At 72.0% G+C, this 18982-nt stretch carries 18 protein-coding genes, 1 pseudogene and 1 riboswitch; of the genes and pseudogenes, 9 read left to right on the forward strand and 10 right to left on the reverse strand.

The genetic code is table 11. The features are described from left to right. Nucleotides 1-115: pseudogene (locus QC282_RS31005) on the forward strand (IS5/IS1182 family transposase); the annotation flags it as partial. A 27-nt stretch (nt 116-142) separates the two neighbouring features. On the opposite strand, the gene QC282_RS31010 reads toward QC282_RS31005, so the two are convergent. After that, nucleotides 143-421: a hypothetical protein gene (locus QC282_RS31010; RefSeq protein ID WP_279552921.1), complete on the reverse strand. Its 279-nt coding sequence runs from the start codon at nt 419-421 to the stop codon at nt 143-145. 79 nt (nt 422-500) lie between these two features. Between QC282_RS31010 and QC282_RS31015 the strand changes: the two genes are divergently transcribed. From QC282_RS31015 to QC282_RS31035, 5 genes are all read left to right on the forward strand, one after another. Continuing rightward, nucleotides 501-1256, forward strand: coding sequence for a GntR family transcriptional regulator (locus tag QC282_RS31015; RefSeq protein ID WP_279552922.1), 756 nt, complete (start codon nt 501-503; stop codon nt 1254-1256). Nucleotides 1257-1444: 188 nt separating this feature from the next. Further along, on the forward strand, nt 1445-2551 hold the full coding sequence (gene rlmN, locus QC282_RS31020; RefSeq protein WP_279552923.1) for a 23S rRNA (adenine(2503)-C(2))-methyltransferase RlmN: 1107 nt from the start codon (nt 1445-1447) through the stop codon (nt 2549-2551). A 24-nt stretch (nt 2552-2575) separates the two neighbouring features. Further along, nucleotides 2576-2681: riboswitch (TPP riboswitch) on the forward strand. Nucleotides 2682-2808: 127 nt separating this feature from the next. Then, nucleotides 2809-3852 carry a thiamine ABC transporter substrate-binding protein gene (locus QC282_RS31025; RefSeq protein WP_279552938.1) on the forward strand — a complete coding sequence of 348 codons (1044 nt, stop codon included), beginning with the start codon at nt 2809-2811 and terminating at the stop codon, nt 3850-3852. Then, nucleotides 3828-5510 (forward strand): iron ABC transporter permease, encoded by a 1683-nt coding sequence (locus tag QC282_RS31030; RefSeq protein ID WP_279552924.1) that lies wholly within the window; start codon nt 3828-3830, stop codon nt 5508-5510. Before QC282_RS31025 ends, QC282_RS31030 begins: the two co-directional genes overlap by 25 nt. Further along, complete coding sequence (locus QC282_RS31035; protein WP_279552925.1) at nt 5510-6586, forward strand: ABC transporter ATP-binding protein; 1077 nt, start codon at nt 5510-5512, stop codon at nt 6584-6586. The genes QC282_RS31030 and QC282_RS31035 overlap by 1 nt, the downstream gene beginning before the upstream one ends. A 158-nt stretch (nt 6587-6744) precedes the next feature. Here QC282_RS31035 and QC282_RS31040 read toward each other — a convergent pair whose 3' ends face one another. The 7 genes from QC282_RS31040 to QC282_RS31070 form a co-directional block, all read right to left on the reverse strand. Continuing rightward, nucleotides 6745-7401 carry an LAETG motif-containing sortase-dependent surface protein gene (locus QC282_RS31040; protein ID WP_279552926.1) on the reverse strand — a complete coding sequence of 219 codons (657 nt, stop codon included), beginning with the start codon at nt 7399-7401 and terminating at the stop codon, nt 6745-6747. A 189-nt stretch (nt 7402-7590) separates the two neighbouring features. Next, entirely contained in the window at nt 7591-8715 is a 1125-nt protein-coding gene (locus QC282_RS31045) for an LOG family protein (RefSeq protein ID WP_279552927.1), read from the reverse strand. A gap of 44 nt (nt 8716-8759) precedes the next feature. Next, nucleotides 8760-9167, reverse strand: a complete 408-nt coding sequence (locus tag QC282_RS31050) for a VOC family protein (RefSeq protein WP_279552928.1) — start codon at nt 9165-9167, stop codon at nt 8760-8762. Between the two features lie 135 nt (nt 9168-9302). Further along, nucleotides 9303-10772: a hypothetical protein gene (locus tag QC282_RS31055; RefSeq protein ID WP_279552929.1), complete on the reverse strand. Its 1470-nt coding sequence runs from the start codon at nt 10770-10772 to the stop codon at nt 9303-9305. Beyond that, complete coding sequence (locus tag QC282_RS31060; protein WP_279552930.1) at nt 10754-11494, reverse strand: ABC transporter ATP-binding protein; 741 nt, start codon at nt 11492-11494, stop codon at nt 10754-10756. The genes QC282_RS31055 and QC282_RS31060 overlap by 19 nt, the downstream gene beginning before the upstream one ends. Nucleotides 11495-11695: 201 nt before the next feature. Beyond that, entirely contained in the window at nt 11696-13069 is a 1374-nt protein-coding gene (locus QC282_RS31065) for an aspartate aminotransferase family protein (protein WP_279552931.1), read from the reverse strand. A 2-nt stretch (nt 13070-13071) separates the two neighbouring features. Then, a complete protein-coding gene (locus QC282_RS31070; RefSeq protein WP_279552932.1) occupies nt 13072-13587 on the reverse strand; it encodes an Lrp/AsnC family transcriptional regulator in 516 nt (171 codons plus the stop codon). A gap of 181 nt (nt 13588-13768) precedes the next feature. On the opposite strand from QC282_RS31070, the gene QC282_RS31075 reads away from it, so the two are divergent. Together QC282_RS31075 and QC282_RS31080 are read left to right on the forward strand one after the other, a co-directional pair. Next, nucleotides 13769-15208, forward strand: a complete 1440-nt coding sequence (locus tag QC282_RS31075; RefSeq protein ID WP_279552933.1) for a gamma-aminobutyraldehyde dehydrogenase — start codon at nt 13769-13771, stop codon at nt 15206-15208. 139 nt (nt 15209-15347) lie between these two features. Next, nucleotides 15348-15875, forward strand: a complete 528-nt coding sequence (locus tag QC282_RS31080) for a hypothetical protein (protein ID WP_279552934.1) — start codon at nt 15348-15350, stop codon at nt 15873-15875. Between the two features lie 299 nt (nt 15876-16174). Here the strand turns inward: QC282_RS31080 and QC282_RS31085 are convergent, their stop codons facing one another. Continuing rightward, nucleotides 16175-16870, reverse strand: a complete 696-nt coding sequence (locus QC282_RS31085) for a glycerophosphodiester phosphodiesterase (protein WP_279552935.1) — start codon at nt 16868-16870, stop codon at nt 16175-16177. A gap of 23 nt (nt 16871-16893) precedes the next feature. Further along, on the reverse strand, nt 16894-18039 hold the full coding sequence (locus QC282_RS31090; RefSeq protein WP_279552936.1) for an adenosine deaminase: 1146 nt from the start codon (nt 18037-18039) through the stop codon (nt 16894-16896). A 71-nt stretch (nt 18040-18110) separates the two neighbouring features. On the opposite strand from QC282_RS31090, the gene QC282_RS31095 reads away from it, so the two are divergent. Then, nucleotides 18111-18935 carry a DUF4190 domain-containing protein gene (locus QC282_RS31095; RefSeq protein WP_279552937.1) on the forward strand — a complete coding sequence of 275 codons (825 nt, stop codon included), beginning with the start codon at nt 18111-18113 and terminating at the stop codon, nt 18933-18935. Nucleotides 18936-18982: the final 47 nt, after the last annotated feature.

Genomic DNA, 18982 nt, shown 5'->3' on the forward strand with positions numbered 1-18982 from the left:
TTGGCTCGCCGGCTGCCGCCGCCTCCACCGGCGCTACGAACGCAAAGCAGACCACTTCCTCGCCTTCACCAGCATCGCCTGCACCCTCATCTGCTACCGCAGGCTCACCAAATGAGATGACGTCTAACACGGTGTTCGGCTCCTAGCGGTGATGTCCTCGCCCCCGGGCATCGCCTGCCGCGGGGTTCGTTCTGCGTACGACCGCCCAGAGGGTGCGGTCGTACGAACTCGTGGCGAGGAGCCCGAAGCGGTCGGCTTCCGCGACCGCTTCCAGGGCCTCTCGCCATGACTCGGCGGAGAGTGGTTCAGGCACCTCTGCCTCGATGGCCGTGCAGTCGGCGCGCTCCTCCACGCGGGTGGTGAGCCCGACGGCCGATAACCGAGCTGCGATCGCCTCAGCGCGCTCCTCTGAAGCAGGCACAAGGCACCCCTCGGTTAGCTGTGATCACGTTGAGTCAAGCTAGTTAACTAGATTAAGGCTAGTGGACTAGATTTTCCATATGCCTGAGCAGCCGCCCTATCTCCGCATCGCCGACGAGCTCCGGCGGCGCATCGCGGAGCATGAGTGGGAGCCGGGGGACCGGCTTCCTTCCCGCGCCCAGATCGGCCAGGAATGCGGCGTGGGGGAGAACGTCGTGCGGCGGGCGCAAGAGTTGCTGATCTCCCAGGGTGTGCTGGAAGGGCGGGCCGGTTCCGGCACCTATGTCGCTCAGCCCCGGGAGAAGGTGCGAGTCGTTCGTTCCTCCGCCCGCGAGCAGCCGGACGGCTCACCGTTCCGGGCGGACATGAAGGCCGTCGGCAGGCAGGGGGACTGGGAGAGCCGGACCGATGCCAAGGTTCCGGCACCGGCGGAGATCGCGGCGCGGCTCGGCATCGCCGAGGGCGATCTGTGTGTCCGCACCGCCTACGAGTTCCTCGCTGACGGAAGGCCGGTGCAGCTGTCGACCAGCTGGGAGCCGTACGACCTCACCGCCGGCACGCTCGTCGTCCTCCCCGAGGGCGGGCCGCACGCCGGGGCCGGTGTCGTGAACCGCATGGCCGAGATCGGCGTCACCGTCAGCCATGCAGTGGAGCAGCCTCAGCCCCGGCAGGCAACCGGCGAGGAGGCGTCGCTCCTGGGCATCCAGAAGGGCGCACTCGTCACGCACATCCGGCGGACCTACTACAGCGACCAGGGGCGGCCCGTCGAGACCGCTGACATTGTCGTGCCCGCCGCCCTCTGCGAGATCGTCTACGAGATTCCCATCAGTCGCTGAGCCCACCGTTTACAACGTCCAGGTCAAGGCCTGGAGTGACTGCTTGCGGGTGGCCGGGATTGATCACTGCCGGGCCGTCCCTGGGCCGTCCGAGGGTGGCCGGCGGTGACAGGTGACGCCCACAGGTGACCGCCCCCACCCCGCTCTGGCCTGGGCCACCCGAGTCGATCTGCGACACTGGTACAGCCATGCCTAAGCCCGGAGAACTCACTTTCGTCGCCCCGCGCGGAGCCAAGAAGCCGCCGCGGCACCTCGCCGACCTCACGCCCGCCGAGCGCAAGGAGGCTGTGGCCGCGGTCGGTGAGAAGCCGTTTCGCGCCAAGCAGCTCTCGCAGCACTACTTCGCGCGGTACGCGCACGACCCGGAGCAGTGGACCGACATTCCGGCCGGTGCTCGCGGGAAGCTCCGGGAGGCGCTGCTTCCGGAGCTGATGACGGTCGTCCGGCACCTGTCGACCGACCAGGGCACCACCCGCAAGACGCTGTGGCGGCTGTTCGACGGGACGCTCGTCGAGTCGGTGCTGATGCGCTACCCGGACCGGGTCACCATGTGCATCAGTTCGCAGGCGGGGTGCGGGATGAACTGCCCGTTCTGCGCGACCGGGCAGGCGGGGCTGGACCGGAACCTGTCCACCGCGGAGATCGTCCACCAGATCGTGGACGGGATGCGGGCGCTCAGGGACGGGGAGGTGCCCGGTGGGCCCGCCCGGTTGTCCAACATCGTTTTCATGGGGATGGGCGAGCCCCTCGCCAACTACAACCGCGTCGTCGGGGCCGTCCGGCGGCTCACCGACCCCGAGCCCGACGGGCTGGGGCTGTCGCAGCGCGGGATCACCGTCTCGACGGTGGGGCTCGTGCCGGCCATCCACCGCTTCGCCGACGAGGGCTTCAAGTGCCGGCTCGCGATCTCGCTGCACGCCCCGGACGACGAACTGCGCGACACCCTCGTCCCCGTGAACACGCGGTGGAAGGTGCGCGAGGTTCTCGACGCCGGGTTCGAGTACGCCGAGAAGTCGGGGCGGCGGCTGTCCATCGAGTACGCCCTCATCCGGGACATCAACGACCAGGCGTGGCGCGGCGACCGGCTCGGGCGGCTGCTCAAGGGCAGGCCCGTGCACGTCAACCTGATCCCGCTGAACCCGACGCCCGGCTCCAAGTGGACCGCGTCGCGGCCCGAGGACGAGAAGGCGTTCGTCGAGGCGATCGCCGCGCACGGTGTGCCGGTGACGATCCGGGACACCCGGGGACAGGAGATCGACGGGGCGTGTGGTCAGCTCGCCGCGAGCGAGAGGTAACCTGACCGGCGTAAGAACACCTTCATATTCCGACAGGGGAGCGCCACAGCGCTGAGAGTGCGGCACCGGCCGCAGACCCTCCGAACCTCGCCCAGGTCATTCTGGGTAGGGAGATCGGTCATCACTCGAGCTGTTGCGCCCTGCCCGCGCACCTTCAGGGGTCGCGGGCAGGGCCGCGTCTCTTCCTGGTCAACCCCAGGAGGAATTCAGTGAGCACCACCACCAAGCGGCTGACCGCCGTCGTCGTCGCGCTCGGCATGGCCGGCGGGCTCGCCGCGTGCGGCTCGTCCGGCGACGACTCGTCCGCGTCGTCCGGCGGCTCCAAGACCGTCACGCTGGTCAGCCACGACTCGTGGGCCGCGTCCAAGAGCGTCATCGCCGCGTTCGAGAAGGAGTCCGGCTACCAGGTCAAGGTCCTCAAGGACGGCGACGCCGGCACCGCCGTCAACAAGGCGATCCTGACCAAGGACAACCCGCAGGGCGACGTCTTCTTCGGCGTCGACAACACCCTGCTGTCCCGCGCGCTCGACAACGGCCTGTTCCAGCCGTACGAGCCGAAGGGCGCCGACCGGATCGCCCCGGAGTACCGGGCCGACGAGGGCAGGCACCGCGTCACGCCCGTCGACACCGGCGACATCTGCGTCAACTACGACAAGGCCTGGTTCAGCGAGCACAAGCTGACCCCGCCCGAGTCCTTCGACGACCTGATCGAGCCGCGGTACAAGAACCTCCTCGTCACCGAGAACGCCTCCACCTCCTCGCCCGGCCTGGGTTTCCTGCTCGGCACCGCCGCCAGGTACGGCGACGACGGGTGGCCGGACTACTGGAAGAAGCTCAAGGCCAACGGCGTGAAGGTGGTCGACGGCTGGGAGCAGGCCTACAACGAGGAGTTCTCCGGCTCGGCCGGCGGCAAGAAGGCCAAGGGCGACCGGCCGCTCGTCGTGTCGTACGCGTCCTCGCCGCCCGCCGAGGTCGTCTTCGCCGACCCGAAGCCCTCCACCGCGCCGACCGGCGTCGCACAGGGCACCTGCTTCCGGCAGGTCGAGTACGCGGGGCTGCTGAACAACGCCCGGAACGCGGAGGGCGGCAAGGCGTTTCTCGACTTCCTGATCAGCAAGCGGTTCCAGGACGACATGCCGATGAACATGTTCGTCTACCCCGTGACCGAGGGCGCCGAGGTGCCCGAGGAGTTCACGAAGTTCGGGCCGCAGGCCGAGGACCCGGAGACCCTGGAGCCGGCGAAGATCGCCGCCCACCGTGACCAGTGGGTCAAGTCGTGGACCTCGCTCGTACTGAAGTAGCCGCGAGGCCCGAAGCAGCCGCGAGGCGACGCGGGAACGCGGCGCGGCTCGGGCTGATGGCCGTGCCCGTCGCGTTCTTCGCGGTGTTCTTCGCCTACCCGGTCGCCGCGATCGTCGCGCGCGGCCTGAAGTCCGGCGGGGCATGGCACCCCGGGCGGATCACGGACGTGCTGGCGCAGCCGGACATGCGGCACGTCCTGTGGTTCACCACCTGGCAGGCGCTCGTCTCCACGGCGCTCACGCTGCTGGTCGCGCTGCCCGGCGCGTACGTCTTCGCGCGTTTCGAGTTCCGGGGCAAGCAGATCCTGCGAGCGCTCGTGACGGTCCCGTTCGTGCTGCCGACGGTCGTCGTCGGTACGGCGTTCCTGGCGCTCGTCGGCCGCGGCGGGCTCCTGGACGAACTGTGGGGTGTCCGGCTGGACACCACCGTGTGGGCGATCCTGCTCGCCCACGTCTTCTTCAACTACGCCGTCGTCGTCCGCACCGTGGGCGGGCTGTGGGCCCAGCTCGACCCGCGTCAGGAGGAGGCCGCGCGGATGCTCGGCGCCTCCCCGCTGCGGGCCTGGCGCCAGGTCACCCTGCCCGCGCTCGCGCCCGCCGTGGCCGCCGCCGCCCTCATGGTCTTCCTGTTCACCTTCACCTCGTTCGGCGTGGTCCAGATCCTCGGCGGGCCCACCTTCTCGACGCTGGAGGTCGAGATCTACCGGCAGACGTCGGAGATCTTCGACCTGTCCACGGCGGCCGTGCTCACGATGATCCAGTTCGTGGCCGTCGGCGCGATCCTCGCCCTGCACGCCTGGACCGTGCGGCGCCGGGAGACCGCGCTGCGGCTGGTCGACGCCTCGGTGACCGCGCGCCGCCCGCGCGGCGCCGGGCAGTGGGCGCTGCTGGCGGGCGTCGTCGCGACCGTCGTCGTGCTGCTTCTGCTGCCGCCGGCCGTACTGGTGCGGCGCTCCCTGGACGCGCCGGGACTCGGCTACTTCCGGGCGCTGACCGACGAGGACGGGGGAGTGTTCCTCGTCCCGCCGATCGAGGCCGTCGGCAATTCGCTCCAGTACGCTCTCGCCGCCACCGCCATCGCCGTGCTGATCGGCGGTCTCGCCGCCACCGCGCTGACCCGGCGGGACGCCGGGGCGTTCGTGCGCGGCTTCGACGCGCTGCTGATGCTGCCGCTCGGCGTGTCCGCCGTGACGGTCGGCTTCGGGTTCCTCATCGCGCTCGACGAGCCGCCGCTGGACCTGCGGGCCTCCTGGGTCCTCGTGCCGCTCGCCCAGGCGCTGGTCGGCGTCCCCTTCGTCGTACGGACCATGCTGCCCGTGCTGCGCGCGGTGGACGTCCGGCTGCGGGAGGCCGCCGCCGTGCTCGGGGCGTCGCCGTGGCGGGTGTGGCGCGAAGTGGACCTGCCGATGGTGCGGCGGGCCCTGCTGATCGCGGCCGGGTTCGCCTTCGCGGTGTCGCTCGGCGAGTTCGGGGCGACCGTGTTCATCGCGCGGCCCGACAATCCGACGCTGCCGGTGGCGGTGGCGCGGCTGCTGGGCCGCCCCGGGGACCTCAACTACGGCCAGGCGATGGCCCTTTCGACGATTCTGATGGTCGTGTGCGCGGTGGCGCTGCTGGTGCTGGAGCGACTGCGGACCGACCGGACGGGGGAGTTCTGATGCTGCTGAGACTGGAAGCCGCGACCGTCCGCCTCGGTGGGCGGCCCGTGCTCGACGCGGTCGGCCTGGACGTCGCCGAGCACGAGATCGTGTGCGTCCTCGGGCCCAGCGGCAGTGGCAAGTCCACGCTGCTGCGCGCCGTTGCCGGGCTCCAGCCCTTGCACGCCGGGCGGGTGCTGCTGGACGGGCGCGACCAGGCGGGGGTGCCCGCGCACCGGCGCGGGGTGGGGCTGATGTTCCAGGACCACCAGCTGTTCCCGCAGCGCGACGTCGGCGGCAACGTCGCGTTCGGGCTGCGCATGCACGGCGCCGCCCGGGCCGAACAGCGGGCCCGCGTCGCCGAGTTGCTGGAACTGGTCGGGCTGCCGGGCGCCGGGCACCGGGCGGTGGCCGCGCTGTCCGGCGGTGAGCAGCAGCGGGTCGCGCTCGCCCGCGCCCTGGCGCCCCGGCCGCGGCTGCTGATGCTGGACGAACCGCTCGGCCAGCTCGACCGGTCGCTGCGCGAGCGGCTCGTGGTCGAACTCCGGGAGCTGTTCGGCCGGTTGGGCACCACCGTGCTCGCCGTGACCCACGACCAGGGCGAGGCGTTCGCGCTCGCCGACCGGGTCGTCGTCATGCGGGACGGGCGGATCGCCCAGTCCGGGACGCCCCTTGAGGTGTGGCAGCGGCCGGCCGACGCGTTCGTCGCCCGCTTCCTCGGCTTCGACAACGTGACCGACTGCGCGGTCACCGGAGAGGCCGCGGACACCCCGTGGGGCAAGGTGCCCGTCCCGGCGGGCGCGCCGCAGGGTCCGCGCACGCTGCTCGTGCGGCCCGCCGGGGTGCGCCTGGTACCCGCCGCCGACGGCCTGCGCTGCACGGTGGCCGCCCGCACCTTCCGGGGCACCCATGTCGCCGTACGGCTACGGCCGGAGAACGCGCCGCCCCTGGAAGCCGCGTGCGCGCTGCGGTCGGCGCCGGAGACCGGGGACGAGGTCGGCGTGGAGTTCGACGCGGCCGAGATCGTCGTCCTCGACGGCGGGCCGTCCGGGACGCCGCCCCAGGCACCCCGACCGGCGCAGATCCGCAAGCAGTAGTCGCGCCGCACGGCTCGCCCCCCCCGGACGGGAGCGGACAACGGCACGCATCCCCGGCGGGGACGGCGAAACCCTCGTGCCCCTGGCCCGTGCCGGAAACGGTGAACGGCCCGCCCCCGGAGGAATCGGGAGCGGGCCGTCCGTGTGTCGCGGGGGCGTCAGCTGTCGCTGTTCGCTCCGCGGCGGCGCATGCCGAAGAACACCGCGCCACCGCCGACGACGACCAGGGCGGCCGCGATGCCGGCGATCAGACCGGTGTTGGAGTCCGCGCCGGTCTCGGCGAGGTTCGAGTCACCGGCTGCGGGCGACGGAGCGTTGCTCGGGGTGTCCGCCGGCGGGGTGCTCTCCGGGGCGGACGGGGTCGGGGTGCCGGTCTCCTCGGGCGGGGTCGAGGCGGACTCCGAGGGCGTCGGAGTCGGCGTGGCCGGCGGGGTCGAGGGCGCCTCCGTCTTGCAGGCGGTGGCCGGCGTGACGAGATTCGGCTTGATGTCCTCGTCGACGTACGGCTTGGCCTCGACGTGAATGCGGTATTCCGCCTTCGGCTTCCAGTCCTCGGCGAAGGTGATGGTGACACCCTCGCGCGAGCCCTTGACGACCTGCTCGCCGACCTTCTTGATGTCGGCGCCGTTGTTCTGCAGGTACACGGTGACCGTGGCCGGGACACCGGACGGGTCGACGTCGGTGACGGTGATGACGCCCTTGTCGCCTTCGCACTTGGCGGCGGCGGAGAACTCATTGATGTTGCATGCGAGCGCGTTGCCCGAAGCGCCGATCGCGAGTGCGGCCGAAGCGGAGACAACACCGAGAACGCGCACGGAACGTGCAACGGTACGGCGGGATATGGACAGGACTGTCACGTTTGTCCTTCACGGGATACGCAAATGCGGGGGGCTGAGGGGCGGGTGATGTGACACCACCACACCCATGAGGCTCACAGGTCTATAAGCGCCGCATAAGCAGTGTCAACGCATATGCAGGCCAAGCTGGTTGGCTTTGCCGTCTCATTAACCGCCCAGACGTTTCAACGCCCCGGGCGCCTCCTCGATCCGGTCGACCAGCGCGATCCGCGACTCCATCGACCGGCCCCGCGCGAGCGATTGGAGCAGCGGCCAGGCCGGGAGCCGCTCCGTCCAGTGCGCCCGGTCCACCAGCACCATCGGCGTCGGCTCGCCCCGCGACTCGTAGTAGTTCGGCGTCGCGTTGTCGAACACCTCCTGTACGGTGCCGGCGGCGCCCGGCAGGAACACCACGCCCGCGGTGCTGCGGGCCAGCAGGCCGTCCTCGCGGGTGGCGTTGGCGAAGTACTTGGCGATGTGCGAGGCGAAGGCGTTCGGCGGCTCGTGGCCGTAGAACCAGGTCGGGATGCCGACCGAGGTGCCGCCGCCGGGCCACCGCTCGCGCACCTCGAAGGCGGCGCGCGCCCAGTCGGTCACGGACGGAGTGAACGAGGGTGCCTTCGCGAGGAGTTGCAGCGCCTCGTCCAGCGCGGCGTCGTCGAACGGCGCCGTGTACGCACCGAGGTTGGCCGCCTCCATGGCGCCCGGTCCGCCGCCGGTGGCGACCGTGAACCCGGCGCGGGCCAGCTCGCGGCCGAGCCGGGCGGCCCCGGCGTAGGCGTCCGTGCCGCGTGCCATGGCGTGACCGCCCATGACGCCGACCACGCGGGCGCCGGCGAGGAGTTCGTCCAGGGCGTCCGAGACGGCGTCGTCGTGGACGGCGCGCAGCATCGACGCGAAGACGTCGCCGTCCGCCTTCGTCAGCCGCAACCACGCGTAGGCGCGGGCGTCGGGTGTCGCGTCGTAGCCCTCGTCGAGGTGCTCGAACAGCTCCCCGGGGGTGTAGACGAACCCGCGGTACGGGTCGAAGGGCACGCCCGGTACGGGCGGGAACACCAGGGCGCCGGCGGCGCGCACCGCGGCGGCGGCCTCGGGGCCCATCGGGCAGCCGAGGAAGACGGCGCCCTCACAGCCGACGGACAGCAGGGCGTCCGTACGGTCCCTCAGGTCGACGGCCTGGACGCGGTAGTGGGTCAGCGTGCGGTGCTCCGTGACGACCTGGTCGAACTCGGCGAGCGACTCGATCTCGCGGTCGTGGGCGGCGTGAAAGGCCTGGGCGGGTGTGTGAGGCACCCGCCCATGCTAGGCACGCGGATCCGGCCGGGCCGGTGCGGGGCTCAGCCTTCCAGCGCTGCCGGGTCCATCCACATGACCTCCCAGGTGTGGCCGTCGAGGTCGTCGAAGGCGCGGCCGTACATGAAGCCCTGGTCCTGCTTCTCGCCGGACTCCGTGCCGCCCGCCGCGATCGCCTTGTCGACCAGCTCGTCGACCTTCTCGCGGCTCTCGGCGCTCAGACAGATCAGCACCTCGCTGGTCGCGGTGGCGTCCGCGATCTGCTTCTTGGTGAAGGTCGAGTAGAACGGCTTGGTGAGCAGCATCGCGACGATCGTGTCGCTGATCACCACGGAGGCCGCGTTCTCGTCGCTGAACTGGGCGTTGAGCGTGTAGCCGAGCTCCGTGAAGAACTTCTTCGAGGCGTCGAGGTCGTTGACGGGCAGGTTCACGAAGATCATCTGCTGGTACATGTGCGGTCTCTCCCGGTGTCGTTCCGTCGTGTTCGATGGGTAGACCGGGCCGCCCGGCGGAACTCATCGCCGGTCCGGGACTTTTGTCGGCGGAAGTTCGGCCGGTGGTTTCCGCGAGGTTCCGGCGGGCGGCCCTCAGCGTGCCAGCGGCAGCGCGGCCAGCTCCGCGACGAGCAGCGTCAGCGGCCCGAACAGGGCCAGCACGGCGCCGGCGCGCAGCAGGGCCGCGCCGCGCAGCATCGTCGCGGGCGCCCCGATGCGGAGCAGTGCCTCCGTGGTGTCGGCGCGGGCGTGTCTGGTCTCGACGGCGGCGATCAGCAGCGTGGCCACCGTGCAGCCGGTCACGAGGAGCGCGCCCAGGGTGGTGAGCGGGCCGGCGGCGGGGCCGCGGGCGTCGTGCAGCGCCGTCGACGCGTACATCGCGGCGAGGACGGCGCACACGATGCCCAGGGGGCGGCCGATGCGGGTCGCCTCCGCCATCAGGACCCGGCCGGCCAGGAGCCGCAGCGCGCCCGGCCGGACCGCCTGGAGCAGCCGTCCGCACAGGTGGGTGAGGCCGGGACCGGCCAGCGCGAGCCCCGTGGCCGTCAGCACCAGGCCGGCCAGCACACCGACGGGGCCGCCCCCGAGCCCGCCGGGCAGGTCGAGCGCGCCCCCGTCGGGCGTGCGACTCCCGTACGCCTCGACGGCGAGCCCGGCGGCCACGACGGCGACGCCCCAGGGGAGACCGGCGGGAGCGGTGCGGGAGTCGGGGAGGAGGGAGCCGGGGATGCCGGGCGCGGAGGCGGGCGCGGTCGCGGTGCCGTCGGGCGCGGTCGTGCCGGGAGGTTCCTCCGGGGGGCGGGCTGCGACGACGGCGATGCGGCCGTCGCCGTTCAGCGGGGTCGTTCCGGAGGGCCCGGTGGCCCCGGCGGTCGCGGCCGTCGCGGTGGCTCCGGTGGTCCCGGTGACTGCGACGGTTCCCGGGGAGCCGTTCGCCCCGCCCCTCCGCGCCCCCGCCGGTCCGGGCGCCGTCGTGGTGCTGCCGTTCGCCCCGAAGCGGCCGTACGTCGCCGGCCACCGGTAGGCGCGGGCCGCCCGGCGCACCGTCTCGGCCCTGTCGTCGCGTGGGCGGAGCAGCAGCGCCACCGTGACGGACGCGGCGGCCGGGACCAGGCAGAGCAGGGTCAGGGCCGCCGGCAGCGGAAGGGGACGGTCGGCCGCGAGGAACTCGGCGGCGGCACCGTCGAAGGGCATGCCGGTGAGGTCGCCGCGCAGGTGGAGGAAGAACAGCAGCGCCACCATCGAGCCCAGCGTGCAGGACAGGGCCGTCGTGGTCGCCGAGATCGCCATGACGCGGGCGGGGCCGAGGCCGAGCGCCGACAGGCCGGGCCGGGGCCGGGTGCCCGGGTCGGTGCGGGCGACGGCCGCCGCGAGGTACACCGTGGCGGCCAGCGGGCCCACGCACCAGGCCAGCCGGAGGGCGGCGTCGCCCGGCGGGTGGCTCATCGCGTAGCCGAGGGTGCACAGCAGCAGGAACCCGGTGCCCGCCGACGCCGCCGCGACCAGCAGGCGGCGCAGCTGGACGGCCGGGCGGGAACCACGGGTCAGACGGAGAGCGAGCACGCGGCCCGGCCTTCCGACTCGGGCACCGGCGGCAGGTGCACGGTCTTCACCCGCCGCCCGTCCAGCAGCGACACCGTGCGGTCGGCGAGCGCGGCGGTGTCCGGGTCGTGGGTGGCGAGGACCACGGTGATGCCGTGCGAGCGGGCCGCCGTGGTGAGCGTGCGCAGCACGTGCGCGCGGTCGGCGCGGTGCAGGGGCGCGGTCGGCTCGTCGGCGAACAGCACGGTCGGCGCGGGCGCCAGCGCCCGGGCGATGCACACCCGCTGCCGCTGCGTCTGGCGCAGTTCGTGCGGCCGTTTGCGGGTCACGTCGCCCACGTCGAGGCGCTCCAGCCACTCCAGGGCGGCCGTCTTGGCGCGCCGCCTGCCGACGCCGCGCAGCATCAGCGGCAGGGCGGTGTTCTCCCAGACGTTCAGCTCCGGGACGAGCACCGGCGCCGGGTCGATCCAGCCGAACCGGTCGCGGCGCAGCCGCTCGCGGTGCAGCGGGGTCATGGTGTGCACGGGCACGCTGTTGAACCAGACCTCGCCGCGTCCGGCGGCCAGCTGCCCCGACAGGCAGCGCAGGAGGGTCGTCTTGCCGCTGCCGCGCGGGCCGCTGACGGCGAGGATCTCGCCCTCCCGCACGCCGAGTGAGACTCCTTGCAGCGCGGGCGAGCCGTCGTGGTGCGTCAGGTGCAGGGCGCGTGCCCAGAGCACGTCGTTGTCCGGCGGGGCCACCATGGGCGTACACCTCGTTCAGATCAGAAATGCCGTGCGCGGTTCGCGAAATCCCCCTTGCGGGGGAACGAGGGCAGGGCCGATCGGTTACAGGGCACGCTAGGCAGCCGGGCCGGTGTGGCCGGACAGCACGTGGCCCGGGGTGCACCCTTCTCACTCGTACGGGTGCGCCCCGGGCCGGACAACCGGCTGAACCGCCGGGCGTCAGAGCTTCGTCCACGCCTCCGACAGGGTCGCGCGCAGGATCTGCTCGATCTCGTCGAAGGTCTCCTGGTTGGAGATCAGCGGCGGGGCGAGCTGGACGACCGGGTCGCCGCGGTCGTCGGCACGGCAGTACAGGCCGTTCTCGAACAGCTTCTTCGACAGGAAGCCGTACAGGACGCGCTCGGTCTCGTCGGCGTCGAAGGACTCCTTGGTGTTCTTGTCCTTCACCAGCTCGATGCCGTAGAAGAAGCCGTTGCCGCGGACGTCGCCGACGATCGGCAGGTCGTGCAGCTTCTCCAGCGTCGCGCGGAACGCGCCCTCGTTGTCGAGGACGTGCTGGTTGATGCCCTCGCGCTCGAACAGGTCGAGGTTGGCGTTGCCGACCGCGGCCGAGACCGGGTGGCCGCCGAAGGTGTAGCCGTGCAGGAAGGTGTTGTCGCCCTTGTAGAACGGCTCGGCGAGGCGGTCGGAGATGATGCACGCGCCGATCGGGGAGTAGCCCGAGGTCATGCCCTTGGCGCAGGTGATCATGTCCGGGACGTAGCCGAACTTGTCGCAGGCGAACATCGTGCCGAGGCGGCCGAAGGCGCAGATGACCTCGTCCGAGACGAGCAGCACGTCGTACTGGTCGCAGATCTCGCGCACCCGCTGGAAGTAGCCGGGCGGGGGCGGGAAGCAGCCGCCCGCGTTCTGCACGGGCTCCAGGAAGACCGCGGCGACCGTGTCCGGGCCCTCGAAGAGGATCTGCTGCTCGATCTGGTCGGCGGCCCAGCGGCCGAAGGCCTCCGGGTCGTCGCCGTGGATCGGGGCGCGGTAGAAGTTGGTGTTCGGGACCTTGTGCGCGCCGGGCACCAGCGGCTCGAAGGGGGCCTTCAGCGCCGGCAGACCGGTGATGGACAGGGCGCCCTGCGGGGTGCCGTGGTAGGCGACCGCACGGGAGATCACCTTGTACTTGGTGGGCTTGCCGGTCAGCTTGAAGTACTGCTTGGCGAGCTTCCAGGCGGTCTCGACGGCCTCGCCGCCGCCGGTGGTGAAGAAGACCTTGTTCAGGTCGCCGGGCGCGTGGTGGGCGAGGCGCTCGGCCAGCTCCACGGCCTGCGGGTGGGCGTAGGACCACACCGGGAAGAACGCCAGCTCCTGGGCCTGCTTGAAGGCGGTCTCGGCGAGCTCGACGCGGCCGTGTCCGGCCTGGACCACGAACAGACCGGCGAGACCGTCGAGGTAGCGCTTGCCCTTGTCGTCGTAGATGTGCGTGCCCTCGCCCCGGACGATGGTGGGGACGGGGGCGTTCTCGTACGAGGACATGCGGGTGAAGTGCATCCACAGGTGGTCGTACGCGGACTTGCTGAGGTCCTTGGGGCTGTCGGTGCTCACGGTTATCGGGTTCCCCACATGTAGGTCTGCTTCTTGAGCTTGAGGTAGACGAAGCTCTCGGTGGAGCGCACTCCGGGCACGGCCCGGATGCGTCTGTTGATGACCTCCAGAAGGTGGTCGTCGTCCTCGCAGACGATCTCCACCATCAGGTCGAAGGAGCCCGCGGTCATCACCACGTACTCGCATTCCGACATGGCGGTCAGCGCGTCGGCCACGGACTCCACGTCGCCCTCCACGTTGACCCCGACCATCGCCTGCCGGCGGAAGCCGACGGTCAGCGGGTCGGTGACGGCGACGATCTGCATCACGCCCTGGTCGAGCAGCTTCTGGACGCGCTGGCGCACGGCCGCCTCGGACAGGCCGACGGCCTTGCCGATCGCTGCGTACGGCCGGCGGCCGTCCTCCTGGAGCTGCTCGATGATGGCGAGGGAGACGGCGTCCAACGGGGATCCGCCGTTCCGGGACTGGCTGGAGTCCCTCTGGTCTGCGCTTCGACTGGCCACGACGTCACTCTGCACGACGTCTCGTCAGTTTTGCAAGCCCTGATCGATGAAATTCGTTGTTTACGGACGTGTGGCTTGCGGATTTCGCAGGATCGGGTCCGTCGGGGGTGTTGAAAACGTCGGGGGACGGATTAGGGTGGGTGTCTCAGAGGTTGGACACCTTGAACCCCCACCAGGAACACCAGGAGGGCCTGCAGTGAGCACCGAGCTGCGACGTCTGCGCAACTACATCAACGGTGAGTTCCGTGACGCCGCCGACGGACGGACCACCGAGGTGGTCAACCCCGCGACCGGCGAGGCGTACGCGACCGCTCCGCTGTCCGGTCAGCCGGACGTGGACGCCGCCATGGCGGCCGCCGCCGCGGCCTTCCCGGGCTGGCGCGACACCACCCCGGCCGAGCGTCAGAAGGCCCTGCTGAAGATCGCCGACGCGTTCGAGGAGCGGGCCGAGGAGCTCATCGCGGCCGAGGTGGAGAACACGGGCAAGCCCACCGGGCTGACCCGCTCCGAGGAGATCCCGCCGATGGTGGACCAGATCCGCTTCTTCGCGGGCGCGGCGCGGATGCTGGAGGGCCGCTCGGCCGGCGAGTACATGGAGGGCCTGACCTCCATCGTCCGCCGCGAGCCGGTCGGCGTCTGCGCGCAGGTCGCCCCGTGGAACTACCCGATGATGATGGCCGTGTGGAAGTTCGCGCCGGCGCTCGCCGCGGGCAACACGGTCGTGCTGAAGCCGTCGGACACCACCCCCGCCTCCACGGTCCTGATGGCCGAGATCATCGGCTCGATCGTGCCCAAGGGCGTCTTCAACGTCATCTGCGGCGACCGCGAGACCGGCCGCGCGATGGTCGAGCACCCGACCCCGGCGATGGCGTCCATCACCGGCTCCGTGCGCGCCGGCATGCAGGTCGCCGAGTCCGCGTCGAAGGACCTCAAGCGCGTCCACCTGGAGCTGGGCGGCAAGGCCCCGGTCGTCGTCTTCGAGGACAGCGACCTCTCCAAGGCCGTCGAGGACATCTCCGTGGCCGGCTTCTTCAACGCCGGGCAGGACTGCACGGCGGCCACGCGCGTGCTGGTCCACGAGTCGGTCCACGACGAGTTCGTGTCCGCGCTCGCCAAGGCCGCGTCCGAGACCAAGACCGGCATGCCGGACGACGAGGACGTCCTGTTCGGTCCGCTGAACAACCCGAACCAGCTCGCGCAGGTCGAGGGCTTCATCAACCGCCTGCCCGCGCACGCCAAGGTCGAGGCGGGCGGCCGGCGCGTCGGCGACAAGGGCTACTTCTACGCGCCGACCGTCGTCTCCGGCCTGAAGCAGGACGACGAGATCATCCAGAAGGAGGTCTTCGGCCCCGTCATCACCGTCCAGTCCTTCACGGACGAGGACCAGGCCGTGGAGTACGCGAACGGCGTCGAGTACGCCCTCGCCTCCTCCGTGTGGACCAAGGACCACGGCCGCGCGATGCGGATGTCGAAGAAGCTCGACTTCGGCTGCGTGTGGATCAACACCCACATCCCGCTGGTCGCCGAGATGCCGCACGGCGGCTTCAAGAAGTCCGGCTACGGCAAGGACCTGTCGGCGTACGGCTTCGAGGACTACACGCGCGTGAAGCACGTGATGACGTCGCTGGACGCGTAAGTCCTCCGGCGGTAAGCGGGCGCCGGCGAAGCGGCGCACGCGGGGCCCGGGCGGGTGTGCACCCGCCCGGGCCCTGTCGTGTCCGGCCGCTGCCGGGGGTGGTTTTTGAACGTGTTCAACTCAGGCGTACGCTACTCCCATGAGCGACAGAGCCGCCCTGCTCAAGGGCATCCGCGCCTGGCTGGCCGTCTTCGTCGTCTGCCTGGTGCTCAGCGGCGCCACCGCGTTTCCGCTCGTCCATGAACTGCGCTGGGCCGAGAGCCTGGTGAACGCGACGTCCGCGCCGGAGCACCTGCCCGGACTGGCGGACTGGATCACCCGCGTCCGGCAGGGACTCGACGCCGCCGACGCCGAATACCCCTTCCTCCTCTACGGCACCGACTGGCTCGCCTTCGCGCACCTGGTCATCGCCGTCGCCTTCTACGGGCCCTACCGCGACCCCGTCCGCAACATCTGGGTCGTCGAGTTCGGCATGATCGCCTGCGCCGGCATCGTCCCGCTGGCCCTGATCTGCGGACCGATCCGGGGGATCCCCTTCTGGTGGAGCGTGATCGACATGGCGTTCGGCGTCTTCGGGGTGATCCCGCTGTACGTGGTCCGCCGGCGCATCAAGCGACTGGAGGCGCTGACCGCCGTGCCCGCGACGGCAGTCGCCGTCAGCGGTTGAACGCCGGGAAGGCGAAGCGTGCGGCGACGGCGAGACCGTCCCCGCGCGCGTCGGTCGAGTTGACGGAGTACACGACCGTGCGGGACAGGTCGCGGTGGCGACGGCGGTCGGACGGGCAGGCATGGGGTGCTCCACGGGTGATCGGCGAAGGGACGCGATCATCCTCCGGCCGCACGGCCCCGCCCGGATCGTCGGCCGGGAGGGTGCCGCCCCCGGGCTGCCCCCGAGACGAACGGACCCCGGCCGCAAGGGAGTTGTGGGTGACTCCCCCTACGGGGACGACCGGCCGGCCGCCGCGCTCACGCCGCCGGGTGGGCGGTGCGCAGGGCGTGGAGCGTGTCGATGCGGTTGGTCGTGATCGAGTCCACGCCCAGGTCCAGCAGGCGGCGCATCGAGCGGCGGGTGTCCGGTGTCCAGGCGGAGAGCAGGTAGCCGTCGCGGTGGACACGCCGCACGAGGTCCCCGTTCAGCAGGCTGAAGCGGTAGTTGAGCCACCGCGGGCGCACCGTCGCCAGCACCGCGGGACGCGGCGGCGCCAGCGTCGTCCACGTCAGGGCGATCTCGGCCGCCGGGTCGGCCGCGCGCACCGCGAGCATCGCCCGGGCGCCCGCGCAGTAGTAGACGCGGTCCGCCGCACCGCACTGCCGTACGGCGTCCACGACCCGGCGGGCCGCCCGCACGTCCGGGGCGCCGGGCAGGTCCAGCATCACCCGGTGCCCGTCGGTCGCCGCCAGCGCGTCCGCCAGCGTCGGCACGCGGCCGCCGGTCAGGCCGCGCACCTCGTCCGCCGACAGCGACAGCAGTGGCCGGTCGTGCTCCCACAGCCGCTTCAGCGTGTCGTCGTGCAGCAGCACGGGCACGCCGTCCCGGGTGAGCCGTACGTCGATCTCCACCGCGTCCGCGCCCCGGTCGAGCGCGGACCGCAGCGAGGGGATCGTGTTCTCCCGGAGGCGGTAGGGGTCCCCGCGGTGGGCCACCGCCGTCACGTTCCGCATGGCGTTCCTCGGTGTGCGCGGGATCAGGGGGCGAGCCAGGCGGCCGTGTACGTGTCGATCTCGGCCGCCAGCCGCGCCTTGCCCGGCTCGTCGAGGAAGGACGCCTCGACCGCGTTCTTCGCCAGGTCGGCCAGGCCCCGCTCGTCCAGGTCGAGCAGGCGGGCGGCGACCGCGTACTCGTTGTTCAGGTCGGTGCCGAACATCGGCGGGTCGTCGGAGTTGATCGTGACGAGCACGCCGGCCCGCGCGAACTCCTTGATCGGGTGCTCGTCCAGCGTGCGGACCGCGCGCGTGGCGATGTTCGAGGTCGGGCAGACCTCCAGCGCGACGCGGTGCTCGGCGAGGTGCGCGAGCAGCTTCGGGTCCCGCGCGGAACTGGTGCCGTGCCCGATGCGCTCCGCCCGCAGATGCGTCAGCGCGTCCCACACGGTCTCCGGGCCCGTGGTCTCACCCGCGTGCGGCACCGAGTGCAGCCCGGCGGCGACGGCGCGGTCGAAGTACGGCTTGAACTGCGGCCGGGGGACGCCGATCTCCGGCCCGCCGAGCCCGAACGACACCAGGCCCTCCGGGCGCAGCCGGTCGTCCGTGGCGAGCCGCGTCGTCACCTCCGCCGACTCCAGACCGGCCTCGCCGGGAATGTCGAAGCACCAGCGCAGCACGGTCCCGAACTCGGCCTCGGCCGCCTTGCGCGCGTCCTCGATGGCCGCCATGAACGCCCGCTCGTCGATGCCGCGCCGGACGGACGAGTACGGCGTGACGGTCAGCTCGGCGTACCGCACCTGCTGGCGGGCCAGCTCGCGGGCCACCTCGTACGTCAGCAGCCGCACGTCGTCCGGGGTGCGGATCAGCTCCACGACGGACAGGTACACCTGGATGAAGTGGGCGAAGTCCGTGAACGTGAAGTAGTCGGCCAGGGCCTCGGGGTCGGTGGGGACCTCGGAGTCGGGGTGGCGGGCGGCCAGCTCCGCGACGATCCGGGGGGAGGCGGAGCCGACATGGTGCACGTGCAGTTCGGCCTTGGGCAGCCCGGCGATGAAGGCGCGCAGGTCGCGCGGGACACGTGGCTCGACGAGGTGCTCGGTCAAGGGTTCCTCCCCGGGAACGGCGTCCCGGCCGGGACGTACGCCGGCGGGACGCGGGTGATCGGCTGATCGGTGACTCGGGATCATCGTAGGCCGGGGCCGCGGGGACCGGGGACGGGCCGTAGCATGACGGGACGGTCGACAGAGGGGGCCCGGGCATGTCCGACGACGCGCAGCAGCCGGCAGCCGGCGGGGAGTCCCCGGGGCGGGCCGATCCCCGGGCGGGGACGGGGGAGGGGACGCCGGGTCCGGGGCCCGGTTCCACGATGGCGTCCGGGGAGGCGCTGACCTGGCCCGCGCCGTCCGTGCACGACCAGCAGACGGTCACCTCCCTGCCGGCCATGGGCGACGGGGGCGCGCCGCAGGTCCCGCCCGGCTCCGCGTCGGCGCCCGCGCCCGGCGGCGTTCCGCCGGCTCCGGCTCCGTACTCGCCCTGGGCCACGCCCGTCGCTCCGCCGCAAACCTCCGGGCCCGGGTACGGCGGGGCCTTCGCGCCGCCGCCGTACGGCGCCGCGGGGTCCGCCGCCGACCCGTTCCCCGGCCGCCCGTTCCCCGCCAATCCGTTCGCCGCGCCGGAGGATGCCGTTCCGCCGCCGCCCGTCGCGCCCGACGGGCCCGGGCAGGTGCCCTACGGCTATCCCGGGGGTCCCGGGGGTTACGGGTATCCCGGACAGGCCGCCGGCCAGGGTGCGTACGGGGCCGGGGCGCAGCAGGGGTACTACGGGTGGGGTGCGGCGCCGTTGCCCAGCAACGGGCTGGGGACGGCCGGGCTGGTGCTCGGGATCGTCTCGGCGGCCGTGTTCTGTCTGTGGCCCGTCGCCATCGTGGGGGGTGTGCTGGCGGTGATCTTCGGGGCCGTGGGGCGGGCGAAGGTGTCGCGGGGTGAGGCCACGAATGCCGGGCAGGCGCTCGCCGGGATCATCTGCGGGGCTGTGGGGATCGTGCTGGGGGTCGGGTTCGGGCTGTTGGTGCTGCTCGCGTAGGGGTGGGTGTGCGGGTTTGGCCCGCCCCCGCCCCCGCCGCCCCTTCC

Source organism: Streptomyces sp. DH24 (assembly GCF_029813775.1).
GTDB lineage: Bacteria > Actinomycetota > Actinomycetes > Streptomycetales > Streptomycetaceae > Streptomyces.